This window comes from Empedobacter sp. GD03739, assembly GCF_029843245.1.
Classification (GTDB): Bacteria; Bacteroidota; Bacteroidia; order Flavobacteriales; family Weeksellaceae; genus Empedobacter; species Empedobacter falsenii_B.
The window spans coordinates 15,654-34,666 of the sequence record NZ_JAOCHX010000009.1 but is presented as its reverse complement, the minus strand read 5'-3'; the positions used below and the strand labels follow the sequence as shown (position 1 = coordinate 34,666).

At 32.1% G+C, this 19,013-nt stretch carries 18 protein-coding genes and 4 tRNA genes; 9 read left to right on the top strand and 13 right to left on the bottom strand.

What is annotated here, in order from left to right; genetic code table 11:
* Position 1: 1 nt before the first annotated feature.
* The 5 genes from N5E64_RS04640 to putP all read right to left on the bottom strand — a co-directional run bounded on the left by N5E64_RS04640 (position 2) and on the right by putP (position 5,503).
* On the bottom strand, positions 2 to 889 hold the full coding sequence (locus tag N5E64_RS04640) for a rhomboid family intramembrane serine protease (protein ID WP_280036002.1): 888 nt from the start codon (positions 887 to 889) through the stop codon (positions 2 to 4).
* Between the two features lie 3 nt (positions 890 to 892).
* The gene (locus N5E64_RS04635; RefSeq protein WP_125348696.1) at positions 893 to 1,633 is read right to left on the bottom strand and encodes a rhomboid family intramembrane serine protease; all 741 of its coding nucleotides are present in this window, start codon (positions 1,631 to 1,633) and stop codon (positions 893 to 895) included.
* A gap of 4 nt (positions 1,634 to 1,637) precedes the next feature.
* Positions 1,638 to 3,419 carry a DNA mismatch repair endonuclease MutL gene (mutL, locus tag N5E64_RS04630; protein ID WP_280036001.1) on the bottom strand — a complete coding sequence of 594 codons (1,782 nt, stop codon included), beginning with the start codon at positions 3,417 to 3,419 and terminating at the stop codon, positions 1,638 to 1,640.
* 204 nt (positions 3,420 to 3,623) lie between these two features.
* Entirely contained in the window at positions 3,624 to 4,004 is a 381-nt protein-coding gene (locus N5E64_RS04625; protein WP_125348692.1) for a DUF2750 domain-containing protein, read from the bottom strand.
* Complete coding sequence (gene putP / locus N5E64_RS04620; RefSeq protein WP_125348690.1) at positions 4,004 to 5,503, bottom strand: sodium/proline symporter PutP; 1,500 nt, start codon at positions 5,501 to 5,503, stop codon at positions 4,004 to 4,006. Before putP ends, N5E64_RS04625 begins: the two co-directional genes overlap by 1 nt.
* Positions 5,504 to 5,579: 76 nt before the next feature.
* On the opposite strand from putP, the gene N5E64_RS04615 reads away from it, so the two are divergent.
* From N5E64_RS04615 to N5E64_RS04605, 3 genes are read left to right on the top strand one after another with little or no spacing between them, the layout of a single operon-like run.
* Complete coding sequence (locus N5E64_RS04615) at positions 5,580 to 7,583, top strand: thioredoxin domain-containing protein (RefSeq protein ID WP_280036000.1); 2,004 nt, start codon at positions 5,580 to 5,582, stop codon at positions 7,581 to 7,583.
* Between the two features lie 18 nt (positions 7,584 to 7,601).
* Positions 7,602 to 8,156, top strand: a complete 555-nt coding sequence (locus N5E64_RS04610; RefSeq protein WP_280035999.1) for a DNA-3-methyladenine glycosylase I — start codon at positions 7,602 to 7,604, stop codon at positions 8,154 to 8,156.
* 49 nt (positions 8,157 to 8,205) lie between these two features.
* Positions 8,206 to 9,093 carry a DMT family transporter gene (locus N5E64_RS04605; protein WP_280035998.1) on the top strand — a complete coding sequence of 296 codons (888 nt, stop codon included), beginning with the start codon at positions 8,206 to 8,208 and terminating at the stop codon, positions 9,091 to 9,093.
* A gap of 56 nt (positions 9,094 to 9,149) precedes the next feature.
* Here N5E64_RS04605 and N5E64_RS04600 read toward each other — a convergent pair whose 3' ends face one another.
* The 4 genes from N5E64_RS04600 to N5E64_RS04585 are packed head-to-tail and all read right to left on the bottom strand — an operon-like array spanning position 9,150 to position 11,931.
* Positions 9,150 to 9,725 carry a hypothetical protein gene (locus N5E64_RS04600; protein ID WP_125348682.1) on the bottom strand — a complete coding sequence of 192 codons (576 nt, stop codon included), beginning with the start codon at positions 9,723 to 9,725 and terminating at the stop codon, positions 9,150 to 9,152.
* A 14-nt stretch (positions 9,726 to 9,739) separates the two neighbouring features.
* A complete protein-coding gene (locus N5E64_RS04595; protein WP_280035997.1) occupies positions 9,740 to 10,678 on the bottom strand; it encodes a hypothetical protein in 939 nt (312 codons plus the stop codon).
* Positions 10,675 to 11,127, bottom strand: coding sequence for a GNAT family N-acetyltransferase (locus N5E64_RS04590; RefSeq protein WP_280035996.1), 453 nt, complete (start codon positions 11,125 to 11,127; stop codon positions 10,675 to 10,677). Before N5E64_RS04590 ends, N5E64_RS04595 begins: the two co-directional genes overlap by 4 nt.
* A 3-nt stretch (positions 11,128 to 11,130) precedes the next feature.
* Positions 11,131 to 11,931, bottom strand: a complete 801-nt coding sequence (locus N5E64_RS04585; RefSeq protein WP_280035995.1) for an SDR family NAD(P)-dependent oxidoreductase — start codon at positions 11,929 to 11,931, stop codon at positions 11,131 to 11,133.
* Positions 11,932 to 12,052: 121 nt separating this feature from the next.
* Here N5E64_RS04585 and N5E64_RS04580 point away from each other — a divergent pair, with 121 nt between their 5' ends.
* From N5E64_RS04580 to N5E64_RS04555, 6 genes are all read left to right on the top strand, one after another.
* The gene (locus N5E64_RS04580) at positions 12,053 to 12,946 is read left to right on the top strand and encodes a lysylphosphatidylglycerol synthase transmembrane domain-containing protein (protein WP_185144070.1); all 894 of its coding nucleotides are present in this window, start codon (positions 12,053 to 12,055) and stop codon (positions 12,944 to 12,946) included.
* Between the two features lie 126 nt (positions 12,947 to 13,072).
* Positions 13,073 to 13,147: transfer RNA gene (locus tag N5E64_RS04575), tRNA-Val, on the top strand.
* Between the two features lie 42 nt (positions 13,148 to 13,189).
* Positions 13,190 to 13,264: transfer RNA gene (locus N5E64_RS04570), tRNA-Val, on the top strand.
* Between the two features lie 42 nt (positions 13,265 to 13,306).
* Positions 13,307 to 13,381: transfer RNA gene (locus N5E64_RS04565), tRNA-Val, on the top strand.
* A gap of 42 nt (positions 13,382 to 13,423) precedes the next feature.
* Positions 13,424 to 13,498: transfer RNA gene (locus N5E64_RS04560), tRNA-Val, on the top strand.
* Between the two features lie 76 nt (positions 13,499 to 13,574).
* Positions 13,575 to 14,111 carry a hypothetical protein gene (locus tag N5E64_RS04555; protein ID WP_280035993.1) on the top strand — a complete coding sequence of 179 codons (537 nt, stop codon included), beginning with the start codon at positions 13,575 to 13,577 and terminating at the stop codon, positions 14,109 to 14,111.
* A 29-nt stretch (positions 14,112 to 14,140) separates the two neighbouring features.
* Here N5E64_RS04555 and N5E64_RS04550 read toward each other — a convergent pair whose 3' ends face one another.
* The 4 genes from N5E64_RS04550 to ileS all read right to left on the bottom strand — a co-directional run bounded on the left by N5E64_RS04550 (position 14,141) and on the right by ileS (position 19,004).
* Positions 14,141 to 14,482: a hypothetical protein gene (locus N5E64_RS04550; protein ID WP_280035991.1), complete on the bottom strand. Its 342-nt coding sequence runs from the start codon at positions 14,480 to 14,482 to the stop codon at positions 14,141 to 14,143.
* 69 nt (positions 14,483 to 14,551) lie between these two features.
* Positions 14,552 to 15,196 carry a lipoprotein signal peptidase gene (locus N5E64_RS04545; protein ID WP_280035989.1) on the bottom strand — a complete coding sequence of 215 codons (645 nt, stop codon included), beginning with the start codon at positions 15,194 to 15,196 and terminating at the stop codon, positions 14,552 to 14,554.
* A gap of 9 nt (positions 15,197 to 15,205) precedes the next feature.
* Positions 15,206 to 15,592 carry a TraR/DksA C4-type zinc finger protein gene (locus N5E64_RS04540; protein ID WP_038331914.1) on the bottom strand — a complete coding sequence of 129 codons (387 nt, stop codon included), beginning with the start codon at positions 15,590 to 15,592 and terminating at the stop codon, positions 15,206 to 15,208.
* Between the two features lie 4 nt (positions 15,593 to 15,596).
* Positions 15,597 to 19,004, bottom strand: a complete 3,408-nt coding sequence (gene ileS / locus N5E64_RS04535; protein ID WP_280035988.1) for an isoleucine--tRNA ligase — start codon at positions 19,002 to 19,004, stop codon at positions 15,597 to 15,599.
* Positions 19,005 to 19,013 lie beyond the last annotated feature (9 nt).

The window sequence follows — 19,013 nt, the reverse complement described above, 5'->3', positions numbered from 1 at the left end:
TTTACCTACCTTCTCTAAACAGAAAGTCTTTTTCTTCTTTGGACAAACTCTCGTAACCTGAACGAGAAATCTTATCTAAAATTACATCAATTTTCTTTTGTTTTTCAACTTTTTGATGATTAAAATCGTAATCATCTTTCGGAACATTTGATCGCGAAGAAGTTGAAGAAATATTTTTATATGTTTTGAAAGTTGATTTCTCTTTTTTCTTAAATAACTCCTCTATTTTGAAAATAAAATTGCCTAAAAAATCATTTCCTCTCTCAAATTGTTTCATATAAAGATAACCAAAAATAGCACCTCCCAAATGTGAAATACTACCACCCGCGTTTTGATTAGCTATAATATTATACACATCAAAAGCGATAAATACATAACCAACATACAATAATGGAAATGAAGTAGGAATCAACAACAAACGAACAGGCATTTTCGGATTATACGAAATCATAGCAAAAAAAACTGCGTAAACCGCTGCCGAAGCACCAACTAATAAATGTGAATAATTGAAAACGTTCTGAAACAATAAAAAGAAAATTCCGCCAGCGATCCCTCCAAAAATATAGAATGTAACTAAATTTCGGTTTTGAAATTGTTGCAAAAACATTTGTCCAACAAAATACAACAAAACCATATTCATTATCAAATGAAAAAGATTGCCATGTAACCAAGAATATGTTAGGATTTGCCAAGGTCTCACAATTAAATCATTGAAAGATGACAACGCAAACAAACCAGTTGTTGTAATCGTAGAATTTGCTACCGTTCGAAGAACAAAATCAACAATTAACAATGTAAAAAACACCACAACGTTAACGTAAATTAATTTTGTTGCGCTATTTCCTGATGAATATTTTAATTTTAAATCGTCTAAGATATTATTTGCCATTTCTTAATTCCATCTATATAAATTCTTTTTCCAATGTCTTGTTAACAAGAAGCCAATCAATCCACCTCCTAAATGTGCAAAGTGAGCTACATTTCCAATGTTTTGATATCCCATATAAAACTCAATTAATACCATAATTGGAATAAAATATTTTGCTTTTACAGGAACTGGGAAAAAGATTAACATTAATTTTTCGTCTGGATATAAAACCGCGAAAGCCAATAACAAACCATAAATAGCACCAGAAGCACCAACCATTGGTGTTACATAATTTGTCAAAAGTTCTGACGCAGCTTGGTTATTTTGAATAATTGAATTCGTATGATATCCACCTTGCATATTTAATTTTGCAGCTTCATAAATTTGACTAAAACCTATTCCTTGCGTTTGAACAGCATCTTTTAACTGCTCTATTTGAAAGTAATTAACTGCATTAAACAATATAAAACCTCCTAAACCAGCTAACAAATAAAGCGTCAAGAATTTTTTTGGTCCAAAAGTTTGTTCAACCACAGAACCAAACATCCACAATGCAAACATGTTAAACAAAATATGTGAAAAATCGGCATGCATAAACATATGCGTCAAAATTTGCCAAAATTTGAAGTTGGGAGATTCTGGATAAAAAGCACCTAAAATCACTCTCAAATCGATTCCTTTTGTGCTAAAAACAAAAGTCGCTAGAAAGAACAAACCGTTTATAATAAGTAAATTCTTTGTAATCGGTGGTATAGATTGTCTCATTCGTTTATTGTAATGTTTTTTTGATATCAGCCGTATTCATCTGCACAAAAATTGAACGTCCATACGGCGTATAATTTGGATTTGGTAACCTTAGCAATTCTTCTACCAAAGTTTGCATTTGCTCAGATTTTAACGAAATTCCTTTCTTAACAGCTGCATTTTTTGCTAAAATTTTTGCAAACGTATTTTCTAATTCAATTGATTCTTGATATTCTAATTCTTCTATAAAATCCATAAAGATAGAGACAACATCTTCTTGTTGTACATCTACAGGAATTGCATTTATCTGAATTATTTCTTCATCTAACGAAATATCAAAACCAAAACTTAGCAATTGATGCTCTACGTTAATTAATTTTTGACGATCATTCGGAGAAAGTTCTAATTCTATTGGGAAAAGCATTTGTTGCACCAAAGCACTTCCATTATTTGAATGTATAAATTTTTCGAATAATATTTTTTGATGCGCGCGATGCTGATCAATAATTAACAATTCGCCACGATACTCAACTACCAAATATTGATTCATCCATTGAATAACTTCAAAACTATCTTGAACTTCAGATTCAAATAATTGATGTGCATGATTATTTTCAATTTCTAACTCAACAGCATCTTTATAAAAATCCATATTCGCACGAATATCAGACGGTTTCGGCGCTCTTGTTTGTTGATGCTCAAAAGGATTGAAACTTGAATCTACCGTAATTTCCGGCATTTTAATTTCTGTATCTTCTGTCGCTGACGGAATAAAAGCCCAGTTTGGATCTTGTTCAAAATCTAACGAAGGAATTACATTAAATTGTCCCAAAGCGTGTTTTACAGCCGCTCTAAGAATCGTGAAAATCAACGCTTCATCCTCAAATTTGATTTCTGTTTTGGTTGGATGAATGTTTATATCAATTTTTGAAGGATCAATTTCTAGATACAAAAAGTAAGAAGGACTATATCCTGTTGGCAACAAACTCTCGAAAGCGTCTACGATTGCATTATGCAAATATCCACTACGAATAAAGCGATTATTCACAAAGAAAAATTGTTCGCCACGAGATTTTTTTGCTGCATCTGGTTTTCCAACAAAACCTTTTACTTTTACAATTTCTGTATCTTCTTCAACCGAAATAATTTGCGAACTTAATTTCTTTCCAAAAATTTGAGCAATTCGTTGCTTCAAATTTCCAGCTTTCAGATGATAAACCTCTGCATCATTATGATGTAAAAAGAAACTAATATTTTCGTGCGCCATCGAAACACGTTGAAACTCATCTTGAATATGACGAAATTCAACTTGATTTGATTTTAAGAAATTACGACGAGCAGGCACATTATAGAAAAGATTTTTTACCGAAATAGACGTTCCGACTGGACAAACAACAGGATCTTGGTTGCGAACTTCTCCGCCTTCTATCACCAATTGAGAACCAACCTCATCATCTTCTCGACGCGTTTTCGTTTCTACTTGCGCAACCGCAGCAATCGATGCCAAAGCCTCTCCACGAAAACCTTTTGTATGAATATTATAAATATCCTCTGTCTTTCTGATTTTTGAAGTCGCGTGACGTTCAAAAGCCATTCGGACATCTGTAACACTCATTCCCGAACCATTATCAATCACTTGAATCAAGCTTCTTCCAGCATCTTTTACAATCACCTGAATAGAAGTTGCGCCAGAATCCACCGCATTTTCAATCAATTCTTTTATCACAGAAGCTGGTCGTTGTACAACTTCTCCTGCGGCAATTTGATTGGCTACATGATCTGGCAGTAATTGAATAATATCGTTCATCTTTTCGTATAAATTGATTTAATTTTGACTAATTTTTTAATCAAACTTTACAAATATACAAACAAATCTCTCTTTTGACCTTATTCTCTACAAGTGAAACTTATCAACAATTGTTGATGTTTTAAGTTTTAACTTTTGAATAATAAATTGATAATTTTCAGCAATAAAAAAGGTAGACATTTGTCTACCTTTTTTATTTATATTTTATTGATATTGTTCTAATTCATCTTTTAAATCTTTAGCGAATTCTTCTAAACTGACGACAAAACCTGTTTTATCTGTAGGAAAAACATTTAGCAATAAATTATTTTCATCAATATAATCGAAAAGAGTTTCTTCAAAATCATCAAAAGTTAATTCAATAATATTACAACTTTCCCAACCATCTGTTTTAGATAATTCAGCAAATTCTTTCGCAGACCAAATTGGAAATAGTTTTTTATCATCAATTTTAGAAATAGCGTAATTTCCATCAGGAAAAATCAATGTATAAGCAATTTCCCAGTCAGCAATTTTTCGAATAAAATATTGATAACGATCAAAAGGATTTAGCTTTAATATATTTTCTATTTCTTTTGGATGCATTAATTTTCTTTCAAAACAGCTTTCATTTCCTCAAATTCTTTATCAATCTCTTGATTCGGTTTTTGAGTTAATAATGAAACCACATAAATTGCAATAACTGAAGAAATAAACCCTGGAATCATTTCGTACCAATCTTTGTAATCATGATTGGTATAAACCCAAGTTAACACCACAATTCCACCTGTCAACATTCCTGCTAATGCACCTTGCCAAGAAGTTTTTTTCCAAAAAAGTGAAAAAACAATCACTGGTCCAAATGCTGATCCAAATCCTGCCCAAGCGTTTCCAACTAAATTTAGAATAGAATCTTTTGGTGTTAAGGATAATAAAACTGCGATAACTGCTACAATTAAAACCGATAAACGGCTTGCTGTTAATAACTGTTTCGATGTTGCTTTTTTGTTCAAAAATGCTTTATAAATATCTTCTGTTAACGAACTTGATGTTACTAATAATTGTGAAGAAATTGTACTCATTACAGCTGCTAAAATTGCTGATAATAAGAATCCTCCAACTAATGGATGAAATAAAACACGCGAAAAATAAATAAAAATTGTTTCTGCTTCTGTTTTAGAACCATCAAATTTCAACATTGTTGTTTGATCAAATTTCATCATATATGCAATTCCAACCAATCCAACTAAAAGTGCTCCACCAACTGTAAAAATCATCCAAGTAATCCCAATATTTCTTGCTTTCGCTAAATCTTTCGGATTTCCAATTGCCATAAAACGAACCAAAATATGCGGTTGTCCACAATATCCCAATCCCCAAGCCATCAAGGATAAAATACTAATAGTTGTTGTACCTTTAAATAAATCCAAATATTTATCGCCTTTATCATTAATCAACGAAAATGTTTCTCCTACTCCACCAATTTCAGAAATCGCCACAATAGGAACAATAACCAAAGCCAAAACCATAATCGTTCCTTGCACGAAATCTGTTAAACTAACTGCCAAAAAACCTCCTAAGAAAGTATACAATACAACCACAAAACTTGTCATCCAAAGTCCAGTCATATAATCTAATCCAAAAGCAGATTCAAATAATTTCCCTCCAGAAACCATTCCAGCAGAAGTGTATAATGTAAAAAATACTAAGATTAATATCGATGAAACAATTCTTAATAATCGAGATTTATCTTTGAAACGATTTTCAAAAAATACTGGTAAAGTAATCGAATTTTGAGCAATTTCTGTATAAATTCGTAATCGCGGTGCGACAAAAATATAGTTCAAAAAACATCCTGTTGTCAATCCAATTGCAATCCAAGCACTCGACAAACCTGTAAAATACATTGCTCCAGGAACACCCATTAACAACCAACCACTCATATCAGCAGCACCAGCAGAAAGCGCCGTTACAGCCGCTCCCATCTTCCTTCCTCCAATCAAAAAATCTTCGGAATTACTTGTTGATTTTCGGTAGGAATAAATCCCGATTCCAATCATCAGAGCCATGTATGCGCCAATAGAAATGTATTCGTAAATGTTCATGTGTTTTAATTTTTGTCGAAAATATAATTTTTCATCCACAAAAATTGTACGAACTTTAAATTTCTAAACAAGAATCATGAATTTTCAACAAAATAATCTAAAATCAGCGACAAGTCCATATTTGAAACAACACGAAAACAATCCTGTTTGGTGGCAAAGTTGGAGTGACGAAGTTTTGAATCATGCAAAAAAAGTCAACAAACCTTTGCTTATTTCAATTGGATATTCTGCTTGTCACTGGTGTCATGTGATGGAACATCAATCTTTTGAAGACGATGAAGTCGCAAAAGTGATGAATGAGAATTTTGTTTGCATTAAAATTGATCGCGAAGAACGTCCTGATTTAGATGCTTTGTATATGAATGTCTCACAATTAATTCATCAATCTGGCGGTTGGCCACTCAATGTTTTTGCTTTGCCTGATGGTCGCCCTTTTTATGGCGGAACTTATTTTCCGAAAGTTCAATGGATTGAATTGTTAGAAAACATTAATCATTTATATCATCACAATCAAGCTAAAACAATGGAATATGTCAACTCTATTGCAGATGGTTTAAATAAAATGGAAACAATTGAACTGAAATCTTCTTCAACTTTTTCAACAGATAAAATAGATGAAACTTTCGAATTTTGGCAACAACAATTTGATGATGAATGGGGAGGTTTTAATCGTGCACCAAAATTTATGTTACCAAATGCTTGGGAAACTATTTTGCGATATGGAATTCAAACTAACAACGAACATTGTTTGATTCAGACCAAAATTACATTGGACAGAATGGCTTTTGGCGGAATTTGCGATCAACTAAAAGGCGGTTTTTCACGCTATTCTGTTGATCCGTATTGGAAAGTTCCTCATTTCGAAAAAATGCTATATGATAATGGGCAATTACTTTCGCTTTACTCAAATGCATGTAAAGTTTTTGGAGAAGAAGAATATAAAACAGTTGTCGAAGAAACGATTAATTGGTTGAAAGATGAAATGCTTTCGCCTGAAAATGTTTTTTATTCTGCTATTGATGCCGATTCTGAAGGTGAAGAAGGAAAATATTATGTTTGGAAATCGGATGAATTGAAAACAATTTTGAAAGATGATTTTGACTTATTTCAAAAATATTATAATGTTGATGAATTTGGTGAATGGGAACATGGTAATAATATTTTAATGCGATTAACAGACGACGAAGATTTTGCATCGAAAAATAATATTTCAACAACAGAACTTCAAACCAAAGTTAATGAATGGAAAAAAATCCTTAATCCAATTCGTGAAAAGCGCATAAAACCTCATCGTGACGAAAAAATTTTAACTTCTTGGAATGCGCTAAGCATAAAAGGTTTGTGTGACGCATACATCACTTTTGAAAATGATGAATATCTTGATTTAGCAAAAAATGCAATCAATTTTATTTTAGAAAATCAATGGAATGGTGAAATTTTGTTCCGAAATTATAAAGATAATCAAACAACAATTCCAGGTTTTTTGGATGATTATGCGTTAATAATTGAAGCATTAATTAAGCTTTATGAAGTCACTTCGGAAATGCATTATTTAGAAACTGCTCAAACCTTAACAGAAGAAGTTTTTAATCAATTTTATAATCACAAAAATAAAATGTTTGCGTACAAATCGCATTACGACACGCCTTTGGTTAATGAAACATTTGAAATTTATGACAATGTTATTTCATCTTCAAATTCGGTAATGGCAAATAATTTATTTAAATTAGGAAAAATTCTCAATCACGAAAAATACATTGAACAAGCGAAACAAATGTTAAACAATATCGAAGAAAAAATTCACGATTATCCAACTGGTTTTGCAAATTGGATTCAGTTGTATCTAAATTTCGCTTATCCGTTCAAAGAAATTGTAATTGTTGGTGAAAATGCATTAGAATTCTCGAAGCAAATTCAACAATGTTATGTTCCGAATGCAATTTTTGTTGCTTCAAAAACAGAGAATTTAGAAATCACTCAAAATCGATTCATCGAAAATAAAACTTCCATTCATATTTGCGAAAATTATACGTGTCAATTACCCGTTTATTCGGTTGAAGAGGCTTATAAAAATATTTAGAATTTACAATAAAAAACCATGAAAAAAACACGTTGCGCTTGGGTAAACAAAGACCAAGATTATATCGATTATCACGATAATGAATGGGGAAAACCTGTAAAAGATGATAAAATTTTATTCGAATTTTTGATTCTCGAATCTTTTCAAGCTGGATTAAGTTGGTTTACAATTCTTAAAAAGCGAGAAAATTTCAGAAACGCTTTTGCTGATTTTGATGTAGAGAAAGTAGCCAAATTTGATGAAGCTAAAATTGATGAATTGGTCCAAAATGAAGGAATTATTCGTCATCGAGGAAAAATTTCGTCAGCAATTAATAATGCAAAATTATTTATAGAAATTCAGAAAGAATTTGGTTCTTTTTCAGATTTTATCTGGAAATACGTTGATGGAAAACCAATTATCAACAATTGGAATTCGATAAAAGAAGTTCCTGCAACAACAGAAATTTCAGATCAAATTGCAAAAGATTTGAAAAAACGTGGCTTCAAATTCTTTGGTTCAACCACTATTTATGCGCATATGCAGGCGGTCGGAATGGTAAATGACCATACAACAGATTGTTTTTGTAAATAACAGCTCAATAAAATCATCTGAAATGTGCATCTTTGCGCAAACTTAGAAAATGAAAATCGAACTAAAACATTGGATCATCCTTGGCGTTTTGGCGCTAACTTGGGGAAGCTCGTTTATTCTCATCAAGCAAGGATTGGTCGCGTACACGCCATATCAAGTTGGAGCATTAAGACTAACAATTGCAGGAGGAATTTTGGCAATTTGGGGAATTCCAAGTCTATTTAAAATTCCGAAAAATAAATTAAAATATGTCGCATTGGCTGGTTTCTGCGGAAATTTCATTCCAATGTTTTTATTTCCAATGGCGCAAACACACGTTTCGAGTTCAATGGCTGGAATTTTAGATTCTTTAGTTCCATTATTTATTTTACTTTTTGGTGCTTTATTTTTCAATATCAAAGGAACTAAAAATCAAGTTTTGGGAGCAATAATCGGATTTATTGGAGCTGTTTTATTAATTGGTGGCGATGGTTTTTCTGGCGAAAATAGTCTTTTACATTGTTTATTAATTGTATTAGCAACCGCGCTTTATGGAATGAATAGTTTAATCTTAACACGCTATTTAAACGACGTTCCATCATTTCAATTATCCTCGGCTCTATTCACAATTTGGTTATTACCTTCAATTTTCATTTTAATTATTTCAGGATTTTTTGATGTATTCGAAGGAACAGAACAACAATTAAAAAGTTTAGGTTTTGTTGCTATTTTAGGACTTTTAGGAACTGCTTTAGCGATGATACTATTCTACCGATTGATACAATCTACAGGTTCGATGTTTGCCTCAATGGTGACTTATTTAATGCCTGTAGTTTCTGTTTTTTGGGGATTTTTAGTTGGAGAAAAAATCTCATGGATCCATTTATTTGGATTCGGAATGATTTTATCAGGCGTTTATTTAACACAGAAAAAAGAAAAAGAAGTTGAAGTAATTTAGATAATATATTTCATAATAAAAATGCCTTACAAAGCTAGCTTTGTAAGGCATTTTTATTAATTTAAGACTTCTTTTGGAACTATTTTCCCTAAAATTGATTTCAAATTAGGATCAATTACAAGAAATTTCCATGTCATTTTATTATCTATAGAGCTTCCAATAACTTCTGAATTATCTGTTACTTTAAAAAATTGAGTTTCTTTATCAAAAACAACATTTCCATCACCATATTCTTCTTCTAACGCAGTTAAAACATATTTAACAGTCTCTTCATCTGCATTATCAAAATCTATTTCAGCTATCTTCATTTCATAAAAAGAAACTACATTCATTTTTACATAATCAATCTTATCTATATTTTTAATCTCACCAATTTTAAACGAATTTGGTAAAGTCAGCTTCAACTCTAAACCTTCTGTTGCAAAAATAGCTTCCATTGCAGATTTAAACTGTTCCCTTGAATAAAATTCAAAAATTCTTGGATCTGTATATTCCAGAGCTTGATCAAACTTTTTTTCTATAACAAATTGAGTATAGGCTATATAATCACGTTTTATATTTTGTTGAAAAGATTGCGCATTCATCGTTACGAATGTCAATAAAAGAAAAGAAAAGGATAGTATTTTTTTCATTATTAAAGTTCGTTTTATTTTATATATTTTTTCAAATCTTTTGCTAATTCTTTTGTAAAAGCATCCGCACCTTCGTAATTCATGTGCGTTGTGTTGTAGAAATATTTTTGATCAAAACTAATCGAATCAGTCGAATAATCTAATAACGGAAGATGATGCTTTTGTAATGTTGTTTGATAACGATTAATCACTTCTTCCCTATTCAACATATAATCTTGACCTTTATAAAATTCGGGTGCAATTGTAAAAATTAACTGAATATTTTCTTGTTCACATTTTGCAATTAATTCTTCTAACAAAGCATAATCTGAAAAGTCAAAATCAGAGTTTTTCTTTTTCATTTTCCCCCAATCAACATTCCATTTTCGGTTATATGATTTGAAACCATCATCACGAAAAAGTCCGTCTTTATGCAGTTTTTCTTTCTTCGCCCTTGCAATTTGATCTTTCCAATACGTTTGATCTCTGTAACGATAAAGCGGCACAATAAAATCAACCAACTTTGTATCTTTATATTCTTTTAACGCCTCATACAATTTAAAATTCCACAACATAAATGGCGCATATTGATTTGGTTGAAAAACTTCATCAATGTGTGAAAACGAAAAAGTATCTAAATTCCAAACAACTATTTTCGGTTTTGGATTATGATTCAAATACAAATTGAAACGATACAATTGCATTTTAAATTTACTTCCGTTTAATCCAAAATTATGCGTTGTCAGTTTTAAATCTTGTTCTAAAATATTCGGATTAATTTGAATAAACGCTCTCGAAGAACCAAAAATAGCCAATTCAACATTCGTTTTTCCTTCTCTTATTTGATTCCATTCTTGCACTTCTCCGCTAAACAAAGCCATCTTTTTGAGTTGATTCGAATAATAAACATCAACCAAAACCAATGCAATGAAAGCTGAGAATAAGGTAAGAAAGAAGTATTTTAAGAATTTCATTTTCTCAACATTTCGATATGCGGGATATCGTCTTCTAAATATTCTTCCGAAACTTGCTCAAAACCAAACGATGAATAAAACTCTTTCAAATAAGATTGGGCAGAAATTCGGATTGAAGACGTTTTAAATTGATTTTCGATGATTTGAACCGAATTTCTCATCAATTGTTTCCCTAATCCATAACGACGAAACTTTTGATTCGAAATTACACGACCAATAGACGGTTCGTTTTCGTATGAAGTTCCTTTCGGAACAATTCGAGAATATGCAGCAACCTCATCACCAATCGTTGCCCAAAGATGTCCACAAACCAAATCCTTATCATCACAATCTTGATAAATACAATCCTGCTCTATTACAAAAACTTCGTTGCGTAATTGCACTATTTTATATAGCTCTTTCGATGTTAAATCATCAAAAGATTTGTAATGCCAAATAATTTCTTCCATGGATTAATCTAATTTTGAGTATTTTGCAATAATATTTTCGAACATTTTTTGAGGTAAAATATTTTTCAAGGTTACAGAAAATTTTTGCATTGATTTTCCAATATAATAATGTGGTTTCAAATTCTTCTGAGCCAAAATATTTTCGATAATCGGAATCAAATCTTCTGTTGGTGTACCATCTTGCACTTCGTTATCGATATCGGCAACCATTGCATCGTATCTTTTTTGATAAAATTTTGACACAAAAGTTTTCACACGACCTTCTGCAATATTGGTTTTGATATCTCCAAAATTCAATGTTGCAATCTCTACTCCTGTATGGCGATTTTCTAAACGAGCCGATTCAACCAAACGATCAATCATCGCTTTCGAAGCTGAATAATAACCTCTAAACGGTAAACCATTGTTACTCGCAATCGACGAAACATTTAGGATATAACCGTTTTTTTGCGCACGCATTGTAGGCAAAACCTCTTGCATTGTATAAATTGGTCCGTATACATTAACGTCCAATAATTTCTCGATATCAGCTTTCGAAGCATCTTCCACAGCTCCTAACATTCCAATACCTGCATTGTTAATCAACACATCTATTTGATTGTTAGTTTCCGAAAAAATCTGCTGAAAACTACGTTTTACATTTTCTTTATCCGAAACATCTGTCGCAATATGTTTAAATTTTTCTTGACCTTTAGCCGTTCTTGATAAACCATAAACTTGATGTCCTTTATCGTGAAAATAATTTGCCAAAGTCAATCCTACACCCGAAGAAGAGCCTGTAATTACAATAACTTTTGATTGCATGATTCGATTAATTTAATCGCAAAACTACATAATATCAGACAAATATTGGTAGATAAATAATTTTTTGAATGGTTATTAGAAGATTCTCTAAATTTGTGCGTTAATTATCAAAAGATTTCAATTGAATCCAAAAACTAAAAAATATATTATAACAGGAATTAAATTAACGATTAGTATTGCGTTAATCTATTATATCTTCTTTGTTAAACTACATATTTTTGATATTTTCAGTCATTACAAAAACGCGAATTGGGCGTATATTTTTATTGCTGTTATCCTTTATGTTCTTTCGCAAGCCTTGTCTGTTTTCCGATTAGATTATTATTTCAGAGATATTAACCTCGATTTATCATACAAATCAAATGCACGTTTGTATTTTTTAGGAATGTTTTACAACACCTTTGTTCCAGGCGGAATTGGCGGTGATGCATACAAAGTTTATGTGTTGAATAAAAACTATAAAATCAGTCTGAAAGAAATTTCGCAGGCGGTTTTTCTTGACAAAATTATTGGACTTGGTGCCATGTTGTTAATCATCATTTTTCTAATATTTTTCTCAAATCTTACTGATTATCCTTGGGTACAATATGGTTCATTAATCTTTTCTTTGGTTGGTTTTATAGCTGTTCCATTTATTTTAGGAATGATTTTCCCTATTCATAAACGCACATTTTATAACTCGATGATTTATTCGATTGTATTACAATTGATACAAGTCGGTATGTTATATTTTGTTTTGGAAGGATTAAATATTCATCCAGAGAATTTCAGGATTTATTTATTGATCTTTTTAGTTTCAGGAATCTTATCGATTATCTCTTTTAGTGGATTTGGGATTAGAGAAGCTGTATTTATGTACGCTGCACATCGATTCAATTTTGATGAAACTTTAGCAACAAGCGCGGCATTTATTTTCTCTATCATCACCATTTCGATCTCATTTATTGGGATTATTTACCTGTTTAAGGGGGTTAAAATTGAAGAGAAAAAGAAAAAGACGAATATTTCTTTTTAAAATCTAAAAAATTATTTCTTTGAAATGAAAAGAGTTAAGTCCTAACATTAAATTTTATTTAATTTTTTTCATTTTAACTATTTGGATTATTCAAAAACAGCCCTATATTTGCAATCCAATTACGAAGGTCTCTTAGCTCAGTTGGTTCAGAGCACCTGCCTTACAAGCAGGGGGTCACTGGTTCGAATCCAGTAGGGACCACAAAAAGACAATAGAAAGTCTTTTAAATAAAATTCTAAATAAGGTCTCTTAGCTCAGTTGGTTCAGAGCACCTGCCTTACAAGCAGGGGGTCACTGGTTCGAATCCAGTAGGGACCACATAAAGACAATAGAAAGTCTTTTAAATAAAATTCTAAATAAGGTCTCTTAGCTCAGTTGGTTCAGAGCACCTGCCTTACAAGCAGGGGGTCACTGGTTCGAATCCAGTAGGGACCACATAAAGACATTAGAAAGTCTTTTAAATAAAATTCTAAATAAGGTCTCTTAGCTCAGTTGGTTCAGAGCACCTGCCTTACAAGCAGGGGGTCACTGGTTCGAATCCAGTAGGGACCACAACAGAACTTCTTTCAAGAAATTGAAAGGAGTTTTTTATTTATTATTTTTTGTAATTTTATATAAATCAATTCTTATGAAAATTACAAAACTAGTATTACCATTATTTCTTTTACTTTCATGTTTCACTTTCGCCCAACAAAAAAAGAAAACAACTTTACCACCACCTAAAATAAAGAAAGTTCCACCTTTACCAGCTCCTCCAAAAGCTAAATTATACGAGCCAACTTTTAACAACGAATACTTTATTTGGAAACTAGAAAAAGACACGTTATTACCTGCTGAATCTCCTTATGAAATAGTTTTACAAGTCAATGATTACTCAGCTTTTATGAGAATAAATAGTTACCCAGAAGAAACTGAATATAGATCAAAAGTAGTATCCATTAAAAATGGTGATATTATCTCTAGAACAATATTAATGCAGGCTAATAATTATGACGTTGAAATAAAAAATAATATTCTAGAACTGAAAAATCGGAAAACGAATGAAGTTGCAAAGTTTAAAATTATAAAAAAGAGTGGAAAAATTATACAGTTACAAGATCTTAACTCTAAATTAATCTTTACAAAAGATGATAAATACGAATATTACGCTCCACCTTCTTTGTAACTATAAAAAACTCCGATAACAAACTTCCTTCATTTAACTTGTTCTGAATTGATTAATAGTTGATTTTTCATTTCTTCATTAATATTAAAGATTGTTTTGTAGACATAGGAATTCTCGAATAGTTCAAAAGGATTATATATTACGATTAAATCATTCGTATTATTTTGCTTTATTGCTACGAATACTTCTAAAATATCATTTTGAATATCAATAGAATCTTTATTAATGATTGAAATTATATCGTCTAAAGAAATACTTTTATCTATAAAACTCTCGTCATAAGAACAGCTTTTGACATGATAGATTGCAACATATTTAGCTAAATCATTCATGTCACAATTTTCAGTCAAAAGATTAAACCAACTATTCATAAAAATCAATACTTATACAAATAAATATAATAAAAAATCCCTCAGCGCTTGAACTGAGGGATTATCTTTTTAAAATCTTAATCTTACACCATTTTCGGTTGTAAAGGCTTTTTTACGGAAAAGGAACAAAGTAAGTCCTCCAATAAAAATAGCCGAATCTGCGATATTAAATACAGGCTGAAAGAACTTATAATGTTGCCCGCCTATAATTGGAATCCAAGAAGGCCAATCGAACTCCACAATTGGGAAATAAAGCATATCTACGACACAGCCTGTAAACCAACCAGAATAACCAGCAAAGTTTGCTTGTGCGACACCTTGATATCCTACCCAATCCTGAAACATTTCATTGTAAGTAGTTCCTTTATCGAAAATAACGCCATAAAAAATTCCGTCAAGTACATTCCCTATTGCGCCTGCCAAAACAAGCGCAATCGGAATGATAAAGAAATTATTATTTAGTTTTTTCGACCATGCATTAATATAGTAGATAATCATTCCGATTAAAGCAATTCGTAGAAGTGATAAAATTATTTTTCCTGTTTCTCCTCCGAAATGCATACCGTATGCCATTCCAGGGTTTTCTACAAATGCTATTTTAAACCAACCCAAAACATCTACGTCTTCACCTAAAAAAAAGTGTGTTTTTACGTAAAATTTTGAAATTTGGTCAATGATTAAAACCAAAATGGTAATGAGTACTACTTTTTTCAAAATACTTGATTAACGTTGCATATTTTTAGCTTCGATGCTTAATGTTGCATGCGGAACTAATTTCAAACGATCTTTATTAATTAATTTTCCTGTTACACGGCAAATACCGTATGTTTTGTTCGAAATACGTAACAATGCATTTTTCAAATCACGGATAAATTTATCTTGTCGTGCTGCTAATTGTGCATTTTGTTCTTTCGACATGGTTTCAGAACCTTCTTCAAACGCCTTGAACGTTGGAGACGTATCGTCAGTACCATTGTTACTATCGTTCGTGTAAGCTTCTTTCAATAATTCGTAATCTTTTATCGCTTGATCTAATTTGTCTTGAATTATTGCTCTAAATTCTTCCAACTCTGCATCAGAGTACCTTACTTTTTCATCTGTTGTTGCCATACGCTTACAGTTTTGTAATCGCAATTTGCGTCATCAATCCATTAATTTCAACCTCTGCCCCATTTGCAACTTGATCCTGTAAAACAAGATCTTCGGCTAATGTCTCAGAACAAATGTAATCTTTGTTTTGCTCGACTGCATTTACGATTGATTCATCATTTTTTAAGTTAAGTATAATTTTGTCGGTTACTTCTAGTCCGGTTTCTTTACGTAGATTCTGAATTCTATTTACCAATTCACGTGCAACACCTTCATTAATTAACTCTTCAGTCAATTGTAAATCAAGTGCTACTGTCAATGTAGAATTAGAAGCTACAGTCCATCCTGGGATGTCTTTTGTAGCGATTTCAAAATCTTCTAAATCTAAAGTTAATGTTTTGTTGTCAATTAACAAATCTATTTTACCTGATTGCTCTAATTTAACAATTTCTTCATTCGTCAATTCTGCTGTAGCAGCCGAAATAGCCTTCATTTCTTTTCCATATTTCGGACCTAAAGTCTTGAAATTAGGTTTAATAGATTTCACTAAAAGACTTGATGCTTCTTCGTTTGTTAAAAGTTGAATTTCTTTAACGTTAACTTCTTGTTTCAATAATTCTGATACAGCTTCCAAATTAGCTTTCATCGTATCATTCAATACAGGAATCATTACTTTTTGTAATGGTTGACGTACTTTGTTATCACTCAATTTACGAAGTGATAAAATCATACTTGTCGCCGTTTGTGCTAAATGCGTTTGTTCTTCTAATTCTGCTTTAATTAAAGATTCCTCTACAACTGGGAAATCAGCTAAATGAACAGATTCTGCTGTATTTTTACCTGTAGCTGCGTTCAAATCTTTGTACAAACGATCCATGAAGAATGGTGCGATTGGCGAACCTAAAATTGAAACCGTTTCTAAAACTTTGTACAATGTTTGGTAAGCTGCAATTTTATCTTTCGAATAATCACCTCTCCAGAAACGTCTTCTTGATAGACGAACGTGCCAGTTTGATAAATTATCTATCACAAATTCTTGAATTGCACGAGCTGCTTTTGTTGGTTCATAATCTGTTAAAAATGCATCAACTTTTTTCGTTAATGTATTCAATTCAGAAATAATCCATTGATCTAATTCAGCTCTTTCATTTACAGGAATTTCTTCTTCTTCAAATGTAAATCCGTCTACATTCGCGTATAATGCGAAGAATGAATAGGTATTATATAATGTTCCGAAGAATTTACGACGAACTTCGTCAACTCCAGCAATATCAAATTTTAAGTTTTCCCAAGGTTGCGCATTTGCAATCATGTACCAACGTGTTGCATCAGGACCATAAGTTGCCAATGTATCGAATGGATCGACAGCATTCCCCAAACGTTTTGACATTTTTTGACCATTTTTGTCTAATACCAATCCGTTTGACATTACATTTTTATATGCTTTCGAATCAAAAACTAATGTTCCGATTGCATGCAATGTATAGAACCAACCACGTGTTTGATCGACTCCTTCTGCAATAAAATCAGCTGGATACATTGTTCCATTATCAATCAATTCTTTATTTTCGAATGGATAGTGAACTTGCGCATAAGGCATTGCTCCAGAATCAAACCAAACGTCAATCAAATCCGCTTCGCGTTTCATTGGTTTTCCTGATTCAGAAACTAATGTAATTTCATCTACTACATTTTTGTGTAAGTCGATTAAATCATAGTTTTCTTCTGTCATATTTCCAACTTCGAAATTTTGGAAATGATTAGAAGTCATTACGCCTGCCGCAATTGATTTTTCAATTTCAGCAACTAATTCTTCAACAGAACCAATTACAGTTACTTCGTCACCTTCTTCTGTTCTCCAAATTGGCAATGGAATTCCCCAATAACGAGAACGAGATAAGTTCCAGTCGTTCGCATTTTCTAACCAATTTCCGAAACGTCCTTCACCAGTCGCTTTTGGTTTCCAATTGATTTCTTTGTTCAATTCAACCATACGGTCTTTTACATCCGTCACTTTGATGAACCAAGAATCTAATGGATAGTATAAAATCGGTTTGTCTGTTCTCCAACAATGTGGATAACTGTGTTTATATTTCTCTACTTTGAAGGCTTTGTTTTGCTCTTTCAATAAAATCGCGATTTCGACATCAACCGATTTTTCAGGAGCAGTTCCATCATCGTAATATTCATTTTTCACATATTTACCTCCGTAACCTTCTGGTAAATCAGTCACAAAACGACCTTGTAAATCGACCAAAGGAACAGCATTTCCATGCGTATCTAATACCAACATTGGAGGAACGCCAGCATCTTTTGCAACACGCGCATCATCCGCACCAAAAGTAGGCGCAGTATGTACGATACCTGTACCATCTTCTGTTGTTACGAAATCTCCAGGAATTACTTGGAAAGCATTCTCTGCATTTTCGTAAGGCAACGCCCAAGGTAATAATTGTTCATAACGAGTTCCAACTAAATCAGCACCTTTGTATTCTCCTACAATTCTGTATGGAATTGTCTTATTTCCTGCCGCATAAACTTTGAAATCTTCTTCTGTTTCTGCTAAGAAATATGGTTTACCGAATTGTTTAGAAACCAATGGTTTTCCTAAAATTACGCGAATTGGTTCGAATGTATATTGATTGAATGTTTCAACTACAACATAATCGATATTTGGACCAACTGTTAACGCTGTATTTGATGGCAACGTCCAAGGTGTTGTTGTCCAAGCTAAGAAATACACATCTCCATCAAAATTATTGAATAAATCTGTAGAATCTTTCTTTACTTTAAATTGAGCAACAATCGTTGTATCCGTAACATCTTGATAAGTTCCTGGTTGATTTAACTCGTGCGAAGATAAACCTGTACCAGCTTTCGGAGAATATGGTTGAATTGTATAACCTTTGTACAATAAATCTTTGTTATAAATTTGTTTCAACAACCACCAAACAGACTCCATATATTTTGGTTTATACGTGATATATGGATCTTCCATATCTACCCAATAACCCATTTTTTCAGTCAAATCATTCCACAAATCAGTGTAACGCATTACTGTACGTTTACAAGCTTCGTTATATTCTTCAATTGAAATTTCAGTTCCAATATCTTCTTTGGTAATTCCTAATTCTTTCTCAGTTCCCAACTCTACTGGTAAACCGTGCGTATCCCAACCCGCTTTACGGAAAACTTGTTTTCCTTTCAAAGTTTGGTAACGACAAAATATATCTTTGATAGAACGTGCTAAAACGTGGTGAATCCCTGGCTTTCCGTTTGCAGAAGGAGGACCTTCATAGAACACAAAAGATGGATTTCCATCACGCGTAGAAATACTTTTTTCGAAAACATTATTTTGTTTCCATTCTTCTAACGTTTCTTTTGAGACTTGTACCAAGTCTAAGTGCTTATATTCTCTAAACTTTTTTGCCATCGAATTCTT

Coding starts and splice junctions, on each gene's coding strand:
- N5E64_RS04640 (WP_280036002.1), bottom strand. CDS start 889: ATGGCAAATAATATCTTAGACGATTTAAAATTAAAATATTCATCAGGA.
- N5E64_RS04635 (WP_125348696.1), bottom strand. CDS start 1,633: ATGAGACAATCTATACCACCGATTACAAAGAATTTACTTATTATAAAC.
- mutL (WP_280036001.1), bottom strand. CDS start 3,419: ATGAACGATATTATTCAATTACTGCCAGATCATGTAGCCAATCAAATT.
- N5E64_RS04625 (WP_125348692.1), bottom strand. CDS start 4,004: ATGCATCCAAAAGAAATAGAAAATATATTAAAGCTAAATCCTTTTGAT.
- putP (WP_125348690.1), bottom strand. CDS start 5,503: ATGAACATTTACGAATACATTTCTATTGGCGCATACATGGCTCTGATG.
- N5E64_RS04615 (WP_280036000.1), top strand. CDS start 5,580: ATGAATTTTCAACAAAATAATCTAAAATCAGCGACAAGTCCATATTTG.
- N5E64_RS04610 (WP_280035999.1), top strand. CDS start 7,602: ATGAAAAAAACACGTTGCGCTTGGGTAAACAAAGACCAAGATTATATC.
- N5E64_RS04605 (WP_280035998.1), top strand. CDS start 8,206: ATGAAAATCGAACTAAAACATTGGATCATCCTTGGCGTTTTGGCGCTA.
- N5E64_RS04600 (WP_125348682.1), bottom strand. CDS start 9,725: ATGAAAAAAATACTATCCTTTTCTTTTCTTTTATTGACATTCGTAACG.
- N5E64_RS04595 (WP_280035997.1), bottom strand. CDS start 10,678: ATGAAATTCTTAAAATACTTCTTTCTTACCTTATTCTCAGCTTTCATT.
- N5E64_RS04590 (WP_280035996.1), bottom strand. CDS start 11,127: ATGGAAGAAATTATTTGGCATTACAAATCTTTTGATGATTTAACATCG.
- N5E64_RS04585 (WP_280035995.1), bottom strand. CDS start 11,931: ATGCAATCAAAAGTTATTGTAATTACAGGCTCTTCTTCGGGTGTAGGA.
- N5E64_RS04555 (WP_280035993.1), top strand. CDS start 13,575: ATGAAAATTACAAAACTAGTATTACCATTATTTCTTTTACTTTCATGT.
- N5E64_RS04550 (WP_280035991.1), bottom strand. CDS start 14,482: ATGAATAGTTGGTTTAATCTTTTGACTGAAAATTGTGACATGAATGAT.
- N5E64_RS04540 (WP_038331914.1), bottom strand. CDS start 15,592: ATGGCAACAACAGATGAAAAAGTAAGGTACTCTGATGCAGAGTTGGAA.
- ileS (WP_280035988.1), bottom strand. CDS start 19,004: ATGGCAAAAAAGTTTAGAGAATATAAGCACTTAGACTTGGTACAAGTC.